Source organism: Kluyvera intermedia (genome assembly GCF_034424175.1).
In the GTDB taxonomy this organism is placed as follows: Bacteria; Pseudomonadota; Gammaproteobacteria; order Enterobacterales; family Enterobacteriaceae; genus Kluyvera; species Kluyvera intermedia.
The window spans coordinates 2,096,988-2,115,850 of sequence record NZ_CP139986.1 but is presented as its reverse complement, the minus strand read 5'-3'; the positions used below and the strand labels follow the sequence as shown (position 1 = coordinate 2,115,850).

Annotated in this window: 21 protein-coding genes and 1 riboswitch; of the genes, 11 read left to right on the top strand and 10 right to left on the bottom strand. The window is 51.7% G+C overall.

The annotated features are described in order from the left end of the window. Positions 1–28: 28 nt before the first annotated feature. Both U0026_RS10285 and U0026_RS10280 read right to left on the bottom strand, forming a co-directional pair. On the bottom strand, positions 29–748 hold the full coding sequence (locus U0026_RS10285) for a phosphodiester glycosidase family protein (RefSeq protein ID WP_062776293.1): 720 nt from the start codon (positions 746–748) through the stop codon (positions 29–31). A gap of 13 nt (positions 749–761) precedes the next feature. After that, complete coding sequence (locus U0026_RS10280) at positions 762–968, bottom strand: YoaH family protein (protein WP_062776217.1); 207 nt, start codon at positions 966–968, stop codon at positions 762–764. Positions 969–1,060: 92 nt separating this feature from the next. Between U0026_RS10280 and pabB the strand changes: the two genes are divergently transcribed. The 4 genes from pabB to U0026_RS10260 all read left to right on the top strand — a co-directional run bounded on the left by pabB (position 1,061) and on the right by U0026_RS10260 (position 6,217). Then, a complete protein-coding gene (gene pabB / locus U0026_RS10275) occupies positions 1,061–2,413 on the top strand; it encodes an aminodeoxychorismate synthase component 1 (protein WP_062776215.1) in 1,353 nt (450 codons plus the stop codon). A 2-nt stretch (positions 2,414–2,415) separates the two neighbouring features. Then, positions 2,416–2,994 (top strand): CoA pyrophosphatase, encoded by a 579-nt coding sequence (locus U0026_RS10270; protein WP_062776213.1) that lies wholly within the window; start codon positions 2,416–2,418, stop codon positions 2,992–2,994. A 165-nt stretch (positions 2,995–3,159) separates the two neighbouring features. Continuing rightward, positions 3,160–4,524 (top strand): L-serine ammonia-lyase, encoded by a 1,365-nt coding sequence (gene sdaA / locus U0026_RS10265; protein ID WP_062776211.1) that lies wholly within the window; start codon positions 3,160–3,162, stop codon positions 4,522–4,524. A gap of 136 nt (positions 4,525–4,660) precedes the next feature. Next, a complete protein-coding gene (locus tag U0026_RS10260; RefSeq protein ID WP_062776209.1) occupies positions 4,661–6,217 on the top strand; it encodes an EAL domain-containing protein in 1,557 nt (518 codons plus the stop codon). An 82-nt stretch (positions 6,218–6,299) separates the two neighbouring features. Here U0026_RS10260 and yoaE read toward each other — a convergent pair whose 3' ends face one another. Further along, positions 6,300–7,859 carry a CNNM family cation transport protein YoaE gene (gene yoaE / locus U0026_RS10255; RefSeq protein WP_062776207.1) on the bottom strand — a complete coding sequence of 520 codons (1,560 nt, stop codon included), beginning with the start codon at positions 7,857–7,859 and terminating at the stop codon, positions 6,300–6,302. A gap of 455 nt (positions 7,860–8,314) precedes the next feature. On the opposite strand from yoaE, the gene manX reads away from it, so the two are divergent. From manX to mntP, 5 genes are all read left to right on the top strand, one after another. Further along, a complete protein-coding gene (gene manX / locus U0026_RS10250) occupies positions 8,315–9,277 on the top strand; it encodes a PTS mannose transporter subunit IIAB (RefSeq protein WP_062776205.1) in 963 nt (320 codons plus the stop codon). Positions 9,278–9,338: 61 nt separating this feature from the next. Then, the gene (gene manY / locus U0026_RS10245) at positions 9,339–10,139 is read left to right on the top strand and encodes a PTS mannose transporter subunit IIC (RefSeq protein ID WP_062776203.1); all 801 of its coding nucleotides are present in this window, start codon (positions 9,339–9,341) and stop codon (positions 10,137–10,139) included. Between the two features lie 12 nt (positions 10,140–10,151). Further along, positions 10,152–11,006 (top strand): PTS mannose transporter subunit IID, encoded by an 855-nt coding sequence (locus tag U0026_RS10240; protein ID WP_062776201.1) that lies wholly within the window; start codon positions 10,152–10,154, stop codon positions 11,004–11,006. Between the two features lie 54 nt (positions 11,007–11,060). After that, positions 11,061–11,519: a DUF986 family protein gene (locus U0026_RS10235; protein ID WP_062776199.1), complete on the top strand. Its 459-nt coding sequence runs from the start codon at positions 11,061–11,063 to the stop codon at positions 11,517–11,519. A 198-nt stretch (positions 11,520–11,717) separates the two neighbouring features. Continuing rightward, positions 11,718–11,899: riboswitch (yybP-ykoY riboswitch) on the top strand. A 1-nt stretch (position 11,900) separates the two neighbouring features. After that, positions 11,901–12,470: a manganese efflux pump MntP gene (gene mntP, locus U0026_RS10230; protein ID WP_062776197.1), complete on the top strand. Its 570-nt coding sequence runs from the start codon at positions 11,901–11,903 to the stop codon at positions 12,468–12,470. Here mntP and rlmA read toward each other — a convergent pair. The 5 genes from rlmA to mgrB form a co-directional block, all read right to left on the bottom strand. Further along, the gene (gene rlmA / locus U0026_RS10225) at positions 12,467–13,264 is read right to left on the bottom strand and encodes a 23S rRNA (guanine(745)-N(1))-methyltransferase (protein WP_062776195.1); all 798 of its coding nucleotides are present in this window, start codon (positions 13,262–13,264) and stop codon (positions 12,467–12,469) included. The genes mntP and rlmA overlap by 4 nt on opposite strands. Before the next feature lie 170 nt (positions 13,265–13,434). Beyond that, positions 13,435–13,644, bottom strand: coding sequence for a transcription antiterminator/RNA stability regulator CspE (gene cspE, locus U0026_RS10220; RefSeq protein ID WP_001062678.1), 210 nt, complete (start codon positions 13,642–13,644; stop codon positions 13,435–13,437). Between the two features lie 42 nt (positions 13,645–13,686). Further along, complete coding sequence (locus U0026_RS10215) at positions 13,687–13,803, bottom strand: DUF2627 domain-containing protein (protein ID WP_073971150.1); 117 nt, start codon at positions 13,801–13,803, stop codon at positions 13,687–13,689. A gap of 760 nt (positions 13,804–14,563) precedes the next feature. Beyond that, the gene (locus tag U0026_RS10210) at positions 14,564–14,857 is read right to left on the bottom strand and encodes a YebO family protein (RefSeq protein ID WP_062776193.1); all 294 of its coding nucleotides are present in this window, start codon (positions 14,855–14,857) and stop codon (positions 14,564–14,566) included. A 73-nt stretch (positions 14,858–14,930) separates the two neighbouring features. Next, positions 14,931–15,074 carry a PhoP/PhoQ regulatory lipoprotein MgrB gene (mgrB, locus tag U0026_RS10205; protein ID WP_064544774.1) on the bottom strand — a complete coding sequence of 48 codons (144 nt, stop codon included), beginning with the start codon at positions 15,072–15,074 and terminating at the stop codon, positions 14,931–14,933. A 168-nt stretch (positions 15,075–15,242) separates the two neighbouring features. On the opposite strand from mgrB, the gene U0026_RS10200 reads away from it, so the two are divergent. Beyond that, complete coding sequence (locus U0026_RS10200; RefSeq protein WP_062776191.1) at positions 15,243–15,482, top strand: YobH family protein; 240 nt, start codon at positions 15,243–15,245, stop codon at positions 15,480–15,482. Between the two features lie 47 nt (positions 15,483–15,529). Here U0026_RS10200 and kdgR read toward each other — a convergent pair whose 3' ends face one another. Then, complete coding sequence (kdgR, locus tag U0026_RS10195; protein ID WP_062776189.1) at positions 15,530–16,321, bottom strand: DNA-binding transcriptional regulator KdgR; 792 nt, start codon at positions 16,319–16,321, stop codon at positions 15,530–15,532. Positions 16,322–16,499: 178 nt separating this feature from the next. On the opposite strand from kdgR, the gene U0026_RS10190 reads away from it, so the two are divergent. Beyond that, complete coding sequence (locus U0026_RS10190) at positions 16,500–17,873, top strand: MFS transporter (protein ID WP_062776187.1); 1,374 nt, start codon at positions 16,500–16,502, stop codon at positions 17,871–17,873. A gap of 38 nt (positions 17,874–17,911) precedes the next feature. On the opposite strand, the gene htpX is transcribed toward U0026_RS10190, so the two are convergent. Next, positions 17,912–18,796 carry a protease HtpX gene (htpX, locus tag U0026_RS10185; RefSeq protein WP_062776185.1) on the bottom strand — a complete coding sequence of 295 codons (885 nt, stop codon included), beginning with the start codon at positions 18,794–18,796 and terminating at the stop codon, positions 17,912–17,914. Positions 18,797–18,863: the final 67 nt, after the last annotated feature.

Genomic DNA, 18,863 nt, shown 5'->3' with positions numbered 1-18,863 from the left:
TGTCGCCTTCCGGCAACGGAAGGCGCCTTTAACGTTCTTCGACTGTAATCATGCTGACGAAAGGATGGTACTGCCAGGGCACGCTGCCGCCCTGCTGGTACATCTTAGAAATGGTGCCATCGAGATACAGCATCTGCTGGACGTTAAGGCGCGATTTGGCGTAGCAGGCAAAGTCGTAGAAATTCGTTTCCCGCGCGCTTTGCATAAACACCACTTTACCCTGCGCGTTAATGCCGACGCCGTTGCGCAACTTACGCGAGGTGGCCGACGGCTTCAGCCGCCAGTTAATCTTACCGTTTTCAATCAGCATCGGGCCGGACTGTACAGCATAATCCATGCCTTTCGTTGATTTCAGCTTATCCAGCGTGACGATCCCCGCCTGCTGACCGCGCAGATAAAACACACCGCCGGGTTTGATAAAGAAATTACCGCCGCCTGTTGCCCGATTCACCGCCACCTTTTGCTGGCCTTTTTCGATATACAGGCCAAGCGGCACGTAGGATTTATCGTAGATACCGCCGTTCATCGCCATCTGCACACGACCGTCGCCGTTTATCGCGGACAGCAGCGCGCGTAACGATCCATAATCTTTGCCATCGGGTTTACGCCAGTACATGGCGATGCGTTCGTGGTGGGGATCGGCAGTGTAACTTTGCAGCGTCAGGGTGGTATCGGTCAGCTGACAGCCCGACTGTGCGGCGGCCAGCGCAGGCACGAAAGCCAGCGCCAGCAGTAAAGGTTTTAGCAAGCAAGACATTGACTTACTCGTCTTCGTCCTCACTTGCCTGGTCTTCATCTTCATCCTCAAAACGGGCAACAATTTGTTCGCCGGTGTGGTTGGCGCGCAGCTCTTCAGCCACGATCATAATGGCCTGTCCGCTTGGCATGCCCTGCGCCATCAGTTCGTGAATGCGATCAACGGCCTGTTGCTGTTGTTCGTGGCTCAGTGAAGGTAATCCTGCAAACATCATTGACTCCTGCTACATTGTGGGCGCTTATTATTTCATGCTGCCCGAGTATTCGCCATAGGCAGCACAGACAAGGCTTGACAGAAAAGACCATGTTACACCCTTCAACCCTGACGCTTCCCTGGCAACCCGACGCCGCAGAACACTATTTTGCGCCGTTGAGTACCTCGCCATGGGCAATGATGCTGCACTCCGGCTTTGCTGACCACCCGCACAGCCGCTATGACATTATCGTGGCGCAGCCGTGTACAACGCTTGTGACGCGCGGCGATGTCACCGTAGTCAGCGATGCAGAAAAGACCGAAACATCATCTGACGACCCATTACGCTTATTACAAAAGGTGCTGGCAGATTGTCCGTTTAGTGATACTCCGTTACCGGACTTGCCGTTTATTGGCGGAGCCGTTGGGCTTTGGGGTTACGACCTCGGACGGCGGTTTGAAAATTTGCCACAACGGGCGTTAAACGATATTAGCGTGCCGGATATGGCGGTGGGCATTTATGACTGGGCACTGATTGTCGACCATCATCGACAGGTCGTCACCCTGCTTTGCTACGGTGACGTGAATGCGCGTCTGGCCTGGCTACAGCAGCAAGCGCCAACCGTCGCGCCATTTGCACTGACCTCGCGCTGGCAATCCAATATGAGTCGCCAGCAATACGGTGAAAAATTCCGTCAGGTGCAGGCATATTTGCAAAGCGGCGACTGCTATCAGGTCAACCTGGCGCAGCGTTTTCAGGCAAGCTATCAAGGCGATGAGTGGCAGGCGTTTGTTCGTCTTAACCGCGCCAATCGTGCACCGTTCAGCGCCTTTTTGCGTCTCGATGATAGCGCCATCATGAGCTTGTCGCCTGAACGCTTTATCCAGCTTGAGCAGGGACATATCCAGACGCGTCCGATTAAAGGTACTTTACCGCGGCTAGAAGACCCCATCGCCGATGCCGAACAGGCCAGACGTCTGGCCCATTCGCCGAAGGATCGTGCAGAGAATCTGATGATTGTCGATCTGATGCGCAACGACATTGGCCGCGTGGCGGTACCGGGTAGCGTGCGTGTGCCGGAGCTGTTTGTGGTCGAACCTTTCCCGGCAGTACACCATTTAGTTAGCACCATTACGGCAACTTTGCCTGCCGCGCTGCACGCTACCGATCTGTTGCGCGCGGCATTCCCCGGCGGGTCGATTACCGGCGCGCCGAAAGTGCGGGCGATGGAAATTATCGATGAGCTTGAACCTCATCGACGCAACGCATGGTGCGGCAGTATTGGCTACCTGAGCGTCTGCGGTAACATGGATACCAGTATTACCATCCGTACCGTTACCGCCTCAGAAGGCACACTCTACTGCTCCGCGGGCGGTGGCCTTGTCGCTGACAGTGAAGAAGGTGCGGAATATCAGGAAACATTTGATAAAGTAAACCGTATCTTATCGCAACTGGAGTCATAACCATGGACGTCAACGCGCTGGATCTGGATGACTTTCTCTCCCGCTTTCAGCTACTGCGCCCGCAGACCACCCGCGCTGCGTTAAATGCCCGTCAGGCGGCGGTGCTGATTCCGATTGTCCGCCGCCCGCAGCCCGGTCTGCTGCTCACCCAGCGTTCCGCGCGTTTGCGCAAACACCCGGGGCAGGTGGCGTTTCCCGGCGGCGCGGTGGACAGCAGCGATGCCTCGCTGATTGCCGCCGCCCTGCGTGAGGCACATGAAGAGGTGGCGATTCCCCCGGAATGTGTGGATATCATTGGCGTACTTCCTCCGGTGGACAGTGTGACCGGTTTTCAGGTCACCCCGGTGCTGGGCGTCATCCCGCCAGATTTGCATTATCATGCCTGCGAGGACGAGGTGGCATCCGTCTTCGAGATGCCGCTTGCCGAGGCGCTTCGGCTGGGGCGCTATCACCCTCTTGACGTGCATCGTCGCGGCAATTCTCATCGCGTCTGGCTATCGTGGTATCAGCACTATTTTGTCTGGGGCATGACCGCAGGCATCATTCGTGAGCTGGCGCTACAAGTCGGCCTGAAACCCTGACTATACTTATCTAAACAACCGGTATTCAGCATTAGTAAAACCAAGGCTACTCATTAGTTAAATTCATGTGAATAGTTAAGCTGAGTTTCGGGTTCCCTCATACACTATGCGCAGTTATTACATCGTTGCCGCAACGACGCGGCAACCCTGTTCAGGAGTGTTAAAGTGATTAGTATATTCGACATGTTTAAGGTGGGGATTGGTCCCTCATCTTCCCATACTGTAGGGCCGATGAAGGCTGGCAAACAGTTCGTCGATGACCTGGTCGAAAAGGGACTGATTGATGACGTAACGCGCGTTGCCGTTGACGTCTATGGTTCACTGTCCCTTACCGGTAAAGGCCACCATACTGATATCGCCATTATTATGGGTCTGGCGGGCAACCAGCCGGATACCGTTGATATTGATGCCATTCCCGCGTTTATCCGCGATGTGGAAACGCGCGGCCGTTTATTGCTCGCACAAGGCCGCGTCGAAGTCGATTTCCCGGCCAATGATGGTATGCGTTTTCGTAGCGAAAATATGTCGCTGCACGAAAACGCCATGCAGATCCACGCCTGGGCGGGTGAGACGCTTATCTATAGCAAAACCTACTACTCCATCGGCGGCGGCTTTATCGTCGATGAAGAGCACTTTGGCAAAGAAGCAAGCGCTGCAGTTCAGGTACCCTACCCGTTTGCCTCCGCAACTGAAATGCTCGGCTACTGCAAAGATACCGGACTGTCACTGTCCGGGATGGTGATGCAAAACGAACTGGCGTTGCACAGTAAGCAAGAGATTGAGGCCTACTTCGGCAACATCTGGCAGACCATGCGCGCCTGTATCGACCGCGGGATGAATACCGAAGGTATTCTGCCTGGGCCGCTTCGCGTACCGCGTCGTGCCTCTGCGTTGCGTCGTCTGCTGGTGGCAAGCGACAAACTGTCTCACGATCCGATGAACGTGATTGACTGGGTCAACATGTTTGCGCTGGCGGTTAACGAAGAGAACGCTGCCGGCGGGCGTGTGGTGACTGCACCAACCAACGGCGCCTGCGGGATCGTTCCGGCCGTTCTTGCCTACTACGATCACTTTATCGAACCGGTGACACCAGAGATTTATATCCGTTACTTCCTCGCCTCCGGGGCAATCGGCGCATTGTATAAAATGAACGCATCTATTTCCGGTGCAGAAGTCGGCTGTCAGGGTGAAGTCGGGGTTGCCTGTTCTATGGCCGCGGCGGGTCTGGCTGAGATTCTGGGCGCGAGCCCAGAGCAGGTCTGTGTGGCGGCAGAAATCGGCATGGAGCACAATCTGGGGCTGACCTGTGACCCGGTAGCGGGACAAGTTCAGGTTCCTTGTATTGAGCGTAACGCCATCGCCTCCGTAAAAGCGATTAACGCCTCACGTATGGCCATGCGTCGTACCAGCGAGCCTCGCGTATCGCTCGATAAAGTCATTGAAACCATGTATGAAACCGGTAAGGACATGAACGCGAAATATCGCGAGACGTCTCGCGGCGGTTTAGCTATCAAGGTTCAGTGCGACTAATACGTTATTCCACCCACCCGTCATACGGGTGGGTGATTTATTTACCTCTTTTTTCTCACATTTATCTCTTCCCTCTACACTTGCTTTATCGTCACTGGTATTTTCATTATCAATACATCTGCACCGAGCCTCGGATATGCAAACCGCACAATGGATTATCAGGAAGTATCTACGCCAGCGAATCGCCGTCTGTGTGATTATCGCTGTCTGTGCTTTTGCGATTACTCTGGGAGCCCGATTTATTTCGCAGCGCGCTATAAATCAGAATCAAATAGACTCGCTCACCCGGCATTCTATCGAGCGGATGGATACTTTATTGCATCCGCTGGAAACGCGGCGTGCCGACATGCTGGCTCTCGTAGGACAGCCCTGCGAGGCGATTCATTTACCGTTACGCAAACTCGCTGTTGCGCTGCAAACCGTGCGGTCTATTGCCCTGGTGAAATCAGGTCAGCTGTATTGCTCCAGCGCGCTTGGTAACCGAGATGTGCCAGTGCACAGCCTTCAGGCACAATTACCAAGCAGCACGCCGCTACTGCAACTCACCATCGACCATTCTTTGCTAAAAGGTACCCCTATCCTCATCCAGTGGTTTCCAGCTTCGGCTGACGGAAGGGATGGCGTGCTCGCCTCGCTCAATATTGATTTAATCAGCAATATTATTCTGGAGTCTTCACCGCCGCTGATAAGCGGGATGAGTCTCAACGTCGGTCAGCAGTATTATCAACATGCGACAGGGATCACCGGTCAGTTAGGACATTCAAACGACAAAGCCTACACCCAACATTCCTCACATTTTCCCTTTAGTATTAGTGCATTAAGTCCAGGCCCTTCCCGGTTAGCGTTCCAGAGTCTACTGTCCGAATTGCCGCTGGCTATTATCATGAGCGTCCTGTTTACCTGGATTGCCTGGCTGGTGACCGCCGGTCGCCTGAGCTTTGCGCGCGAAATTAATATGGGGATTGCGGGGAAAGAGTTCAGCCTGTATTGCCAACCGCAAATGGATGCGCGGCTACAGCGCTGCACCGGCGTAGAAATTCTGCTCAAGTGGCATAATCCTCGTGTGGGCTGGATAGAACCGGACGTTTTTATTCCGATTGTCGAAACGCAAAACCTGATCATTCCGCTTACCCGCTACGTGATCAGCGAAACGGCGCAGAAGCTACATCTTTTTCCTCAGGATCCCAACTTCCAGATAGGCATCAACGTCGCGGCCCCCCACTTTAAAAATGGCCGCTTGCTGCAAGACTTGCACAAATACTGGTTTAACGTACGGCCGATTCAGCAGTTAACCGTTGAGTTGACCGAGCGCGAAGCGCTGCACGATGTGAATTATCAGATGCGCAGCGAGTTGGGAAATCAGCAAATAAAACTGGCGATAGATGATTTTGGAACCGGCAACAGTTCACTGTCATGGCTGGAGATGCTGCATCCGGACATACTGAAAATCGATAAATCCTTTACCAAGGCAATTGGTACTGATTCGGTAAACTCGACGGTGACGGATTTGATTATCGCCCTTGGGCAACGGTTGAATATTGAACTGGTCGCGGAGGGTGTAGAGACGCCTGGTCAGGCCCGGTATTTACAGCAACATGGGGTTCATATGCTACAGGGTTATTGGTTTGCCCAACCCATGCGGCTGGAAGAATTTCCCCAATGGCTGGCGTTGCAAGAAACGCCCGATAAGTAGCCCGGCCAAGCAAAGCCGGGAAGCCCTGATGCCAATTCCCGGGGTCGGCGTTAACGCCTCGCCCGGGCTATCATTTGGTACGTTACTCTTCTTCGTCGTGCGCTGACACGAGCTTCACAACCCGTACCTGATCGACTCGGTAGTTATTCGCCTGGGTCACGGTTATCTGCACTGCGGGTAATTCAACGCTTTCCCCTACCTGCGGGATCTGCCCATTTACCGCAATCACCAGTCCCGCCACGGTGGCATAATCATTGTCTTCATCGACAAGATTTTCCAGCCCCAGCGTTTGTTGCAGAGCATGTAAATCGGTGGAGCCTTTCACCAACCAACCATTACCGTCAGCGACGATTTCCGGTGTTTCATCGGCATCCGGGAATTCACCGGCAATCGCTTCCAGTACGTCCAGCGGCGTAACCAGCCCCTGCACCATACCAAATTCGTTGGTGACCATCACGAAGCTCCCCCGCGCCCGGCGCAGTACGCCCAGCAGGTTGATAGGATCCAGCGTATCCGGCACGATAATCGCCGGCGAGGCCGCCGCTAATGCCAGAACGTCTTCACCCGCTTCCAGCGCAACTAAAAGCTCTTTAGCGCGAACGATACCGACAATCTCATCCAGCTCACCCCGGCAAACCGGGAACAGGCTGTGCGGTGAAGACAGAAGCTGTTCGCGAATTTCATTCGCGCTCAGATCCGCATCCACCCAGCTGATTTCACCGCGCGGTGTCATGATACTGCGCAGCGAACGTGAGGCCAGCGTCAGTACGCCGTTAATCATGTAACGTTCTTCTTCAACGAACGCGCCTTCTGGCACCGGTACGTTGGTTTTATGACCGTCATCTACCGCGGCCGTGACGGGCTTGCGATTGCCCATCAGGCGTAGGATCGCATCAGCGGTACGCGCACGCAGGGGTTGCGTTGACTGGTGACGGATAAAGTTACGACGGGCAATCTGGTTAAACAGCTCGATGATTATCGAGAAGCCAATTGCGGCGTACAGGTAGCCTTTCGGAATATGGAAACCAAAGCCTTCGGCCACCAGGCTCAGACCAATCATCAGCAGGAAGCTCAGACACAGTACGACGACCGTTGGATGCTGGTTGACGAAGTTGGTCAGCGGCTTTGAAGCCAGTAGCATCACACCCATCGCGATAACGACTGCCGCCATCATCACCGGCAGATGGTTCACCATGCCCACCGCAGTAATCACCGCATCCAGCGAGAAGACGGCGTCAAGCACCACAATCTGTGCCACCACCACCCAGAAACTGGAATAACCTTTGCCGTGACCAGAGTCGTGTTGTCGGTTTTCGAGCCGCTCGTGGAGTTCCGTCGTCGCTTTAAACAGCAAGAACAGACCACCCACCAGCATAATCATGTCTCGACCTGAGAAGGTGTGCCCCCACACGCTAAACAGCGGCGCAGTCAGCGTTACCATCCACGAAATCACGGACAATAGCCCCAGGCGCATAATCAGTGCCAAAGACAGGCCGATAAGACGGGCTTTATCTCGCTGTTTAGGCGGCAGTTTGTCTGCAAGGATGGCGATAAAGACCAGGTTATCAATACCGAGAACAATCTCCAGCACAACAAGCGTCAACAATCCGACCCAGATTTGCGGATCCATTAACAATTCCATAAACCACTCCAACGAGAGACAAGACGGGTCATCGCTGTGTCATGTTTAAGCGAGACGATACCTGACGATAGAAAAGTGTGGCGCGAAGTGCCGGGAGGTGTGCCGCAAAAGCGAGCAAATGCGAAAAGGCGTCGGTGACGATCCATACTTCGGGCTGATGCCCTATACTCCTGTGTAATTAAACGAAGCGTTAACATAGCAAAAACAACAGCCAATTTGGAAAAAATTTACCAGTCTTTGCAAAATGTAAGGTAATTTTTTACAGCGCAAAATAATTGCGAACCTTTAACTAAATTACGGATCTTCATCACATTAATTATTCTTTCACTGTCTAAAATAATTCTCGGTAATTATTGGTTTATCTCTCTAACCCTTGTCTGAATCGATTCGGTAACGAACTCGGCTCATCTTGTATCAGCCCTACTGATACACACGATAATAAAAGGAGGTAGCAAGTGACGATTGCTATTGTAATAGGCACACATGGTTGGGCAGCAGAACAACTGCTGAAAACGGCAGAAATGCTGTTGGGCGAGCAGGAAAACGTTGGCTGGATCGATTTCGTGCCTGGCGAGAATGCAGAAACGTTAATCGAAAAATACACCGCACAACTGGAAAAGCTTGATACCAGTAAAGGCGTGTTGTTCCTCGTCGACACCTGGGGCGGTAGCCCATTCAACGCGGCTAGCCGCATTGTTGTCGATAAAGAAAACTATGAAGTCATCGCGGGCGTCAACGTACCGATGCTGGTCGAAACCTTCATGGCTCGCGATGATAACCCAAGCTTTGATGAGCTGGTTGCATTGGCGGTTGAAACCGGTAGCGAAGGCGTGAAAGCGCTGAAAGCAAAACCCGTTGAGAAAGCCGCTCCAGCACCGGTTGCACCAAAAGCCGCTACCCCAGCGAAAGCGATGGGCCCGAACGATTACATGGTAATCGGCCTGGCACGTATCGATGACCGCTTGATTCACGGCCAGGTTGCTACCCGCTGGACCAAAGAGACCAACGTCAAACGCATTATCGTAGTCAGCGATGAAGTTGCTGCTGATACCGTGCGTAAAACGTTGCTGACTCAGGTTGCTCCTCCGGGCGTGACGGCACACGTTGTCGATGTCGCCAAAATGATCCGCGTTTACAACAACCCGATGTATGCGGGCGAACGTGTGATGCTGCTGTTCACTAACCCGACTGACGTTGAACGTATCGTGGAAGGCGGTGTGAAAATCACCACTGTGAATATCGGTGGTATGGCGTTCCGCCAGGGCAAAACCCAGGTGAATAACGCAATTTCCGTTGATGAGAAAGATATCGAAGCGTTCAAGAAACTGAATGCACGCGGTATCGAGCTGGAAGCCCGTAAAGTTTCCACCGATCAGAAACTGAAAATGATGGATCTGATTGCCAAAGCGGATAAATAACCGCGCTGGCAACGTTTTTAGCCTTCACACATAAGTCTGTTTAAGCAATAGGAGAAGTACAATGGAGATTACCACTCTTCAGATTGTGCTGGTGTTCATCGTCGCATGTATCGCGGGTATGGAGTCGGTACTTGATGAATTTCAGTTCCACCGTCCATTGGTGGCCTGTACGCTGATTGGTGCCGTTCTCGGGGATATGAAAACCGGTATTATCATCGGTGGTACCCTTGAAATGATCGCACTGGGTTGGATGAACATCGGTGCGGCAGTTGCACCAGATGCGGCCCTGGCCTCAATTATTTCAACCGTTCTGGTTATTGCGGGTCACCAGGGTATCGGTGCCGGTATCGCACTGGCTATCCCACTGGCAGCAGCAGGCCAGGTGTTGACCATCATCGTTCGTACTATCACCGTTGCCTTCCAGCACGCGGCAGATAAGGCGGCCGATAACGGCAACCTAACCGCAATTTCGTGGCTCCACGTTTCTTCCCTGTTCCTGCAAGCAATGCGTATCGCAATCCCTGCGGTTATCGTTGCGGTATCCGTAGGCACAAGCGAAGTACAGAGCATGCTGAATGCGATCCCAGAAGTGGTGACAAGCGGTCTGAACATCGCTGGTGGCATGATCGTAGTCGTCGGTTACGCGATGGTCATCAACATGATGCGCGCAGGCTACCTGATGCCGTTCTTCTACCTCGGCTTCGTGACTGCAGCATTTACTAACTTCAACCTGGTTGCTCTGGGCGTGATTGGCGCAGTAATGGCTATCCTCTACATCCAGCTGAGCCCGAAATATAACCGCGTTGCAGGTGCTCCTGCTCAGGCGGCTGGTTCTAACGATCTTGATAACGAATTGGACTAACAGGTGAGCGAAATGGTTGATATGACTAAAACTACCACCACCGAGAAAAAACTCACCCAGAGTGATATTCGTGGCGTGTTCATTCGTTCTAACCTGTTTCAGGGTTCATGGAACTTCGAACGTATGCAGGCGCTGGGTTTCTGTTTCTCGATGGTACCGGCAATCAAACGCCTTTACCCAGAGAACAACGATGCGCGCAAACAAGCCATCAAACGTCACCTGGAATTCTTTAACACCCATCCATACGTAGCCGCGCCAGTATTGGGCGTTACGCTGGCGATGGAAGAACAGCGTGCTAACGGCGCGGAGATTGACGATGCTGCCATCAACGGTATCAAAGTTGGTCTGATGGGTCCGCTGGCAGGCGTGGGTGACCCAATCTTCTGGGGTACTGTACGTCCGGTCTTCGCGGCGCTGGGTGCTGGTATCGCGATGAGCGGCAGCCTGCTTGGGCCACTGCTGTTCTTCATTCTGTTCAACGTGGTGCGTTTAGCAACCCGTTATTACGGCGTGGCTTATGGCTATCGTAAAGGTATCGATATCGTTAGCGATATGGGCGGCGGCTTCCTGCAGAAACTGACTGAGGGGGCGTCAATCCTCGGCCTGTTTGTTATGGGGGCCCTGGTGAACAAGTGGACACACGTGAACATCCCGTTGGTGGTTTCAACCATCACCGGTCAGGATGGTCAGACCCGTGTGACCACCGTGCAGACTATCCTTGACCAGCTGATGCCGGGTCTGGTTCCGCTGCTGTTGACCTTCGCGTGTATGTGGCTGCTGCGTAAGAAAGTGAACGCCCTGTGGATCATCGTTGGCTTCTTCGTCATCGGTATCGCAGGTTACGCTGTTGGCCTGCTGGGTCTGTAATATATGATGTACGCCGGGGGCAATTGCCCCCGGTTTTTTTTATCTGGAGGCTTAATGACAATAACGGATTTGGTACTGGTTCTTTTCATCGTTGCGCTACTCGCATTCGCCATCTATGACCAGTTCATCATGCCCCGCCGTCATGGCGCCACCCTACTCTCCGTTCCCCTTTTACGCCCAGGTCGGGTAGACAGCGTGATCTTCGTCGTGCTGATTGTCATTCTGGTGTACAACAATGTCACTAACCACGGCGCTTTAATTACCACATGGTTATTATGCGCACTGGCGCTGATGGGTTTTTATCTGTTCTGGATCCGCAGCCCAAGAATTATCTTTAAAAGCGAAGGCTTCTTCTTTTCTAATGCGTGGATAAAATACAGTCGTATCCAAAAAATGAATTTATCTGAAGATGGCGTTCTGGTGATGCAATTAGAACAACGGCGCCTGCTGGTTCGCGTAAAGAATATTGACGACCTCGAACGGATCTACAAACTTCTGCTTAATTCTCAGTAGGTTATAATATAGCCAATACTATACCTGTTGTATTTTCGGACAGATTAGTTATAGCGTTGGCTATGTTTATCACGCAATCCCCTCTTCTATTTATTAACGTTTTCATTACCTAACAAATCTAAATGAAAATCGTTATCATCAAATAATTAAATATGCAAGAGCAAGAGTTGTTTTATATTCTAAAAATATGTTAAGGTTGCGTCCGTCGTTGGGGAGTAGCTGATTTCCATCCCATTGGAAATGTACGTGTCAACATACTCGTTGAAAAACGTGGTGCGTACGGATTACATCAAGTAGTCAAGCGAGACCATAGACGCATTCACTGCTGATTACTGGGGGCAGTAATGTGTCATATGGAAACTTCCCGGTCTGGACATCTTCATGCACTTTACTGCCACTATCCTGCTTGCCTTCGGTATGTCGATGGATGCTTTCGCTGCATCAATCGGTAAAGGTGCAACGCTGCATAAACCCAAATTCTCTGAAGCTCTGCGCACCGGCCTGATTTTTGGCGTCATTGAGATGCTCACCCCCCTTATCGGATGGGGTCTGGGAATGTTGGCAAGCCAGTTTGTCATGGCCTGGAGTCACTGGGTTGCTTTTGTGCTGTTGGTCTTCCTCGGTGGACGAATGGTACTTGAGGGGGTCCGTGGGGGTTGCGATGAAGGAGAAACCGAAGCGCCGCGTCGTCACGGCTTCTGGCTGCTGGTGACCACCGCTATCGCAACAAGCCTTGATGCAATGGCCGTCGGCGTTGGTCTGGCATTCCTGCAAGTCAACATCCTCACCACCGCGTTTGCCATCGGCTGCGCCACGTTTATGATGTCGACACTGGGTATCATGGTGGGACGTTTTATCGGCCCGCTGCTGGGCAAACGAGCCGAAATTCTGGGCGGGATTGTGTTAATCGCCATTGGCGCGCAAATCCTCTACGCGCACTTTCTAGGTTAATCTGCCTCGCGCTGCCAGGCATGGATCGCAAAATCCGTCTGGCAGTCAAACTGCGTTTCCCGCTTCAACGTCTCCCACACTTCCGGTTTAGCTCTCCACGCAAACGGCGTCATCTGCAATAGGGTTGTTGCTTCCTCTCCGGTCAGTTGCATCGGATAGGCCAATGCATCATGGCTGATTAAGCTAAAGCCCTCGATAACTTCTGAATGTGGCGCATGGAGCTGTATCTCACTATAAATCAACCCTTTCATTTCCATGAGATGCCGCGGGCCCGGCGTCACCGTAATGACCCAGCCGCCGGGCTTAACCACACGTTTAAGCTCAAGAGGGTTGCAGGGCGCATAAATGCGTACAACCACATCCATACTGTTGTCATCAAACGGCAGACGCTGGCTGGATGCCACACAGAAGTTGACCTGCGGATAGCGCTTAGCCCCGTAGCGAACGGCCGTCTTTGAGACATCAAGCCCCCACGTTTCCTTCGCATCAGCGGCAAAGGCATGGGTGTAATACCCTTCTCCACAACCAATATCTAATAGATGTTCGGGATGTATGGCGCGTAGCTTCTCACTGACGGCATCGCGAAGCGGCTGATAGTGCCCAGCATCGAGGAACGCACGACGCGCTTGCATCATTTCGGCGCTGTCGCCTGGGTCTCGGGAGCGTTTGTGCTGTACAGGCAGGAGATTGACGTAGCCCTCCTTCGCCTGGTCAAACTGATGACGCTGTGGGCAAAGGTAACTATTGCCGCTGCGCGTAAGTGGCGCGTGGCAGAGCGGACAACTGTAGGACATAACGACTCCGGCATGATATCAAAGGGCGAAAGTGTACCGCTATTCAGGCAAGGGAGAAAGGCGAAGCGAGGGTAAAAGTGGCAGAAGTTAAAATGAGAAAGCCCCGCATTCGCGAGGCTTTATGTCTGATGATGATGCGCTCTCGCGCCGCAAGATCAGTGATTGTCGAATCAGATAGCGGTTACGTTAACAGCCGCTGGGCCTTTCTGGCCGTCCTGAATTTCGAACTCAACGTTCTGGCCTTCAGCCAGAGTTTTGAAGCCGTTACCCTGGATTGCAGAGAAATGTACGAATACATCTTTGCTGCCGTCAGCAGGAGTAATGAAGCCAAAACCTTTAGACTCGTTGAACCACTTAACCTGACCTTTAATCTTTGCCATTTGCAAAATTCCTTAGAGTGTTTTCTGCGCCCGCAGGCGTTTTCATATAGATAAAACTGAGACATGACTGCATGCGGCACTAATTAAAGGTTCGGCAGAGAAGCGGTATTCAACGTCAACGTTTTTACTCAGGACTTCTTTACTGATAATGCCATACATAAACAGAACTGTACCTCGTTTAACCCAAAACGTGTTATCACATACTACGTAATTAATGGCAAGCCATTTTTAAACGTGTCTCGATCCGCCGCACAAATCCCAACAAATCATTTGCCAGAGTATGCATTAGCCGCCCCTTTAACGCTTTATCGATACACTGCACCCCAGGCTCAAATGTGACCTAGCTTACGGTATCGTAAGACTTTTTTAACATGATGCAGCTTTACCTCTGCGCGCCGAGTGAAGCAGATTACCCAACATTTTTTTATATCCTTAGTGCTATTTCCACTATAACTTTTTGGCCTGCATTTGGCGGGCCGGTTATAAGTGCTTTACAGGTGTTCGGTAATCAATCACAGAATGTACGTTTAATAACGCCTGTAAGGCTGCACCAAAATAATGAAACTTTCATGACATTGCCTCATCATAAGGCAATAAAAACGTTTCGCTCATTTCACACAGATTATGCGCAACAAATTCGGTGATTAATTAAGCGCCGCTACTATATTAATACGAAGGATAATATATCCTGTAGCGGAAATAGCGACTATGAATGACGCACTGATAACAATAACATACTGGTTGAGGCGGCCATCGGCCTAAACAAGCGGCAATAAAAGTGAGATTCAGGAAGTGTCACGACAGACATGCGTCGATGAAACGAACGTTCAGAGGAGAATGGGCGATTTGCCCTGAAATGGTGCTTTACTCACTTTCCGGCAGCCCATCACAGGCTGCACGGTGTCATTCGTTGAAGAGACTATCGCTCCGCGACCAGGCGAATAAAATCATCTTCATTGTCTTCTTTTACATCTTCTGCCTTTGGCACCACTTCTTCTTTTTTCTCGGGCTCATTTGCCTCGCACAGTCGACGCAGCAGCGCATTCTGGCGCTTTTGCTGATCGAGTAACGATTCAAGGAGTTCGATTTGCTCGTTAGCACGAGAACTGGCGCGATTCACAAAGAACCACAACACCAGACCGACTAACAGCAACAGGAAGGATAACGCCAATGACGCCAGATTTAATGCCCCAGAACTTACTAGATCACTCATTTTACCACCTCAAAAGGAACGATCTATTCTACCACTCACATTACGGAAGGAAATCGCTACCGGCAAAAATGTTTTACCAGGGTATAAACCTGTTAATGCTGCACACACCGCTGAAGAACTGAACATCCTGATCGCACATAACGTTGATCATCTGGGTCCACAGCAGCAGGCAGGCAGCAATTACGAGTATCAATAATACCCACCGAAACTTTTTCACTCCACTCTCCGCATGAATTCTTACTCAGATTCAATCAGGTTAGCATGCTAACCTTAAACCGCGGCTAACTGTAACGGCATCTCGCGCTTTTAGGAATCATAGGCTTGTGTCAATCCGTTAACGAAGTATCGTATTATCTATGAAGAAAATAATAGAAGAGGAATTCTTATGCGCCTATTTGTCCGAACCGTCATTTTTCTGGCGATTGTTGCCATCGGGGTGCTGATGAGTGGTTATGGCGTGCTGGCGGGAAGTCAGAAAACCGCAGGTGGTCTGGGACTACAATGTAAATATCTCACAGCACAAGGGTTTAGCACGGCTTTTTACCTTCACGGTGACAACGGTGTTGTTGGCCGCCCAAGCTGCCCACTGCTGCGTAAAAGCGTAAGCGTTGTCGACGAAGGCTAAAAATGGACAAAAAAATGCCCGGCAAAACCGGGCATTTTGTCTCAGATTCAGAATGGATAATCGTTATAACCCATTTGCTCTGAAATTTTACGGGCAGCCGTGTGCAGCATCGCCACATACTCATGCAGACGCTCTTCTGAGAAGCGCAGAGTTGGGAAGGAAATACTCAATCCTGCGATAACCACGCCAAAGCGGTCAAATACCGGAACACCGATACAGCGCAGCCCTTCTTCCTGCTCTTCGTTGTCTTCGCCATAACCCTGCTTACGCACCTGCTCAAGCACGGTGATCAGCTCATCAGTATTAGCAATGGTACGGTCAGTGCTCACCTTGTATTCAACGCCTTCGAGAATCTGACGCACTTCGTCAGTCTCACGCCAGGCGAGAAGCACTTTACCAATTGCCGTACTGTACAACGGGTTACGACGTCCCACACGGGAGTACATACGCAAGTTATACATAGAATCGATCTTGTGGATGTAGACAATACTGTCTTCATCCAGTGCACCCAGATGAACGGTCTCTTTGGTTAAACGAGACAATTCACGCATCTGGATATCTGCGCTACGAATCAAATCGACGTTCTGTAATGCGCGAGCACCCAACTCAAACAGTTTCAGCGTGAGCGAATACTTTTCGGACTCCCCTTCCTGGGCAACATACCCCAACGATTTCATGGTCTGCAAAAAGCGATAAACGGTGCTTTTCGACATCATGACGCGCTGCGAAAGTTCAGTAATACCGATTTCGCGTTCTTCGCCAAGTGCCTGCAGGATACCAAAAACCTTTAGTACCGAAGAGACAGAATCTGGCTGCTTGTCCAAATCCGCTGCTGACATTTATCACCTCATCGCAACTGTTTTATAAATATTAGAACCGGTTTTTATTATAATTTCGCAATCCCTTTGTAGCAATGAAACTTCTGTGACCTGGTTACAAATCTGCGACATTCAATGGATTAATCAATGCTAGAATCATTTTCTGGTAAATAATTTCCATAAAAACAAGTTTCCCCTCATGACTAGACCCCTGATTGATGGCTTGCCGGTCCCCCAGCGGTATGGCGCCATTCTGACCATTGTTATTGGTATTACCATGGCCGTACTCGACGGCGCCATTGCAAACGTGGCATTACCCACGATTGCCACAGACCTGAATGCATCACCTGCGGCCTCGATCTGGATAGTCAACGCCTACCAGATAGCGATTGTCATCTCCCTGCTTTCGCTCTCCTTTCTTGGCGATATGATTGGCTACCACCGGATCTATAAAGCCGGTCTGGTGGTCTTTACCCTAACCTCTCTGTTATGTGCCTTCTCGCATTCACTGGAGATGCTGACGCTCGCGCGCATTGCGCAAGGCTTTGGCGGCGCAGCGTTGATGAGTGTGAATACGGCTCTTATTCGTCTGATTTACCCGCAGCGTCAGCTCGGGCGCGGGATGGGAATTAACTCCTTCGTGGTCGCCGTTTCCTCGGCTGCCGGGCCGACGATTGCCGCCGCGATACTGTCTCTGGCCTCCTGGCAATGGCTTTTCCTGATAAACGTACCGCTGGGAATTATCGCCTGGCTGCTGGCCGTAAGATTCTTGCCGTCGAACGGGACCCGCAGTCAAACTCAACGTTTCGACCTGCCAAGCGCGGTGATGAATGCGCTAACCTTTGGCCTGCTGATTACCGCATTAAGCGGCTTTGCTCAGGGCCAGTCCATTACGCTGGTGGTTGCTGAAGTGGTCGCATTACTGGTGATAGGCTTCTTCTTCGTACGCCGTCAATTGCGTCTTCCTGTCCCACTACTGCCGGTTGACTTGCTGCGCATCCCACTTTTTTCACTCTCTATTTGCACGTCTATATGTTCATTTTGCGCCCAGATGCTGGCGATGGTCTCATTACCCTTCTTCTTGCAAAGTATTGTTGGGCGTAGCGAGGTGGAAACCGGACTGCTGTTAACGCCATGGCCACTGGCGACAATGGTGATGGCTCCGCTGGCAGGTTATTTGATTGAGCGCGTACATGCGGGCTTGCTAGGCGCACTGGGAATGGGCGTGATGGCCTGCGGGTTATTTGCGATGGCGATGCTGCCCGCATCACCCACTGATATCGATATTATCTGGCGTATGCTGTTGTGCGGGGCAGGCTTTGGTCTATTCCAGTCGCCAAACAACCACACGATTATTGCCTCTGCTCCACGCAACCGTAGTGGTGGCGCGAGTGGGATGCTGGGGACAGCTCGTCTATTGGGTCAGAGTACCGGTGCTGCGTTGGTCGCGCTGATGTTCAATGCTTTTGGCAATGGCGGTACCCACGTTTCTCTGCTCCTCGCGGGGACACTGGCGGTCGTTGCAACTCTGTTTAGTGGTTTACGTATTACCCAACCTCGGGCACAAAGTTAGGGCCAAATTGAAAAGCGCCTCAGTTGAGGCGCTTAGTTTTACTTCATGTATTCGCCGCTACGCAGCGCTTCGATACGTTTGTCCAACGGCGGGTGGGTCATGAACATTTCGCTCAGTGACTTCGACTTACCGTTAATGCAAAACGCCATCATGCTGCTAGCTTCCTGCGGCTCGTAACTGGTTTTCAGACGTTGCAATGCGGCAATCATCTTTTCACGTCCTACCAGTTTCGCGGAACCCGCATCAGCATGGAATTCACGGTAGCGCGAGAACCACATGGTAATAATGCTCGCCAGAATACCAAACACCAGTTCCAGTACCATGGAAACGGCAAAATAGATCAGTGGGTTACCGTTGCCCCCTTCCTCACCTTCATCACGGTTGCCGCCGAGGAAACCGGCAGCAATCTGCGCAATAACGCGCGAGATAAAGATAACGAAGGTGTTCACGATGCCCTGGATAAGCGTCATGGTGACCATATCACCGTTGGCGATGTGGCTAATCTCATGCGCAATAACCGCTTCCGCTTCGTCACGGCTCATGTTCTGCAACAGACCGGTGCTTACCGCAACCAGTGAAGCGTCACGGCGAGCGCCGGTGGCAAAAGCGTTAATATCCGGCGCGTGATAAAGCGCTACCTGCGGCATAGCGATACCGACCTGCTGCGCCTGACGTGCAACGGTCGTCATTAACCAACGTTCCTGCTCGTTACGCGGTTGTTCAATAACCTCACCGCCTACCGACTTCAACGCCATCCACTTCGACATCATCAACGAAACAATAGAACCGCCAAAACCAAATAGCAGCGCCATGATCAGTAGACCCGTCATGCTGCTCGACTGAACTCCTGTCAGGCTGAGCACCAGCCCGAACACAACCATCACTGCCAGGTTGGTCATCAGGAAGAGCGCGATTCGCATCATAATTTACTTTTAACCTCTTTTTAACAAAACGCACTATGCGATTACCCATATCGTAGGGGCAATACGG

Bases quoted from the DNA above. Each gene is read 5' to 3' on its own strand.
- U0026_RS10200 (WP_062776191.1), top strand. From the start codon at position 15,243: ATGCGCCTATTTGTCCGAACCGTCATTTTTCTGGCGATTGTTGCCATC.
- mntP (WP_062776197.1), top strand. From the start codon at position 11,901: ATGCACTTTACTGCCACTATCCTGCTTGCCTTCGGTATGTCGATGGAT.
- U0026_RS10215 (WP_073971150.1), bottom strand. From the start codon at position 13,803: ATGTATGGCATTATCAGTAAAGAAGTCCTGAGTAAAAACGTTGACGTT.
- htpX (WP_062776185.1), bottom strand. From the start codon at position 18,796: ATGATGCGAATCGCGCTCTTCCTGATGACCAACCTGGCAGTGATGGTT.
- rlmA (WP_062776195.1), bottom strand. From the start codon at position 13,264: ATGTCCTACAGTTGTCCGCTCTGCCACGCGCCACTTACGCGCAGCGGC.
- pabB (WP_062776215.1), top strand. From the start codon at position 1,061: ATGTTACACCCTTCAACCCTGACGCTTCCCTGGCAACCCGACGCCGCA.
- U0026_RS10240 (WP_062776201.1), top strand. From the start codon at position 10,152: ATGGTTGATATGACTAAAACTACCACCACCGAGAAAAAACTCACCCAG.
- U0026_RS10235 (WP_062776199.1), top strand. From the start codon at position 11,061: ATGACAATAACGGATTTGGTACTGGTTCTTTTCATCGTTGCGCTACTC.
- U0026_RS10270 (WP_062776213.1), top strand. From the start codon at position 2,416: ATGGACGTCAACGCGCTGGATCTGGATGACTTTCTCTCCCGCTTTCAG.
- U0026_RS10280 (WP_062776217.1), bottom strand. From the start codon at position 968: ATGTTTGCAGGATTACCTTCACTGAGCCACGAACAACAGCAACAGGCC.
- U0026_RS10210 (WP_062776193.1), bottom strand. From the start codon at position 14,857: ATGAGTGATCTAGTAAGTTCTGGGGCATTAAATCTGGCGTCATTGGCG.
- kdgR (WP_062776189.1), bottom strand. From the start codon at position 16,321: ATGTCAGCAGCGGATTTGGACAAGCAGCCAGATTCTGTCTCTTCGGTA.
- U0026_RS10260 (WP_062776209.1), top strand. From the start codon at position 4,661: ATGCAAACCGCACAATGGATTATCAGGAAGTATCTACGCCAGCGAATC.
- yoaE (WP_062776207.1), bottom strand. From the start codon at position 7,859: ATGGAATTGTTAATGGATCCGCAAATCTGGGTCGGATTGTTGACGCTT.
- manY (WP_062776203.1), top strand. From the start codon at position 9,339: ATGGAGATTACCACTCTTCAGATTGTGCTGGTGTTCATCGTCGCATGT.
- cspE (WP_001062678.1), bottom strand. From the start codon at position 13,644: ATGGCAAAGATTAAAGGTCAGGTTAAGTGGTTCAACGAGTCTAAAGGT.
- U0026_RS10190 (WP_062776187.1), top strand. From the start codon at position 16,500: ATGACTAGACCCCTGATTGATGGCTTGCCGGTCCCCCAGCGGTATGGC.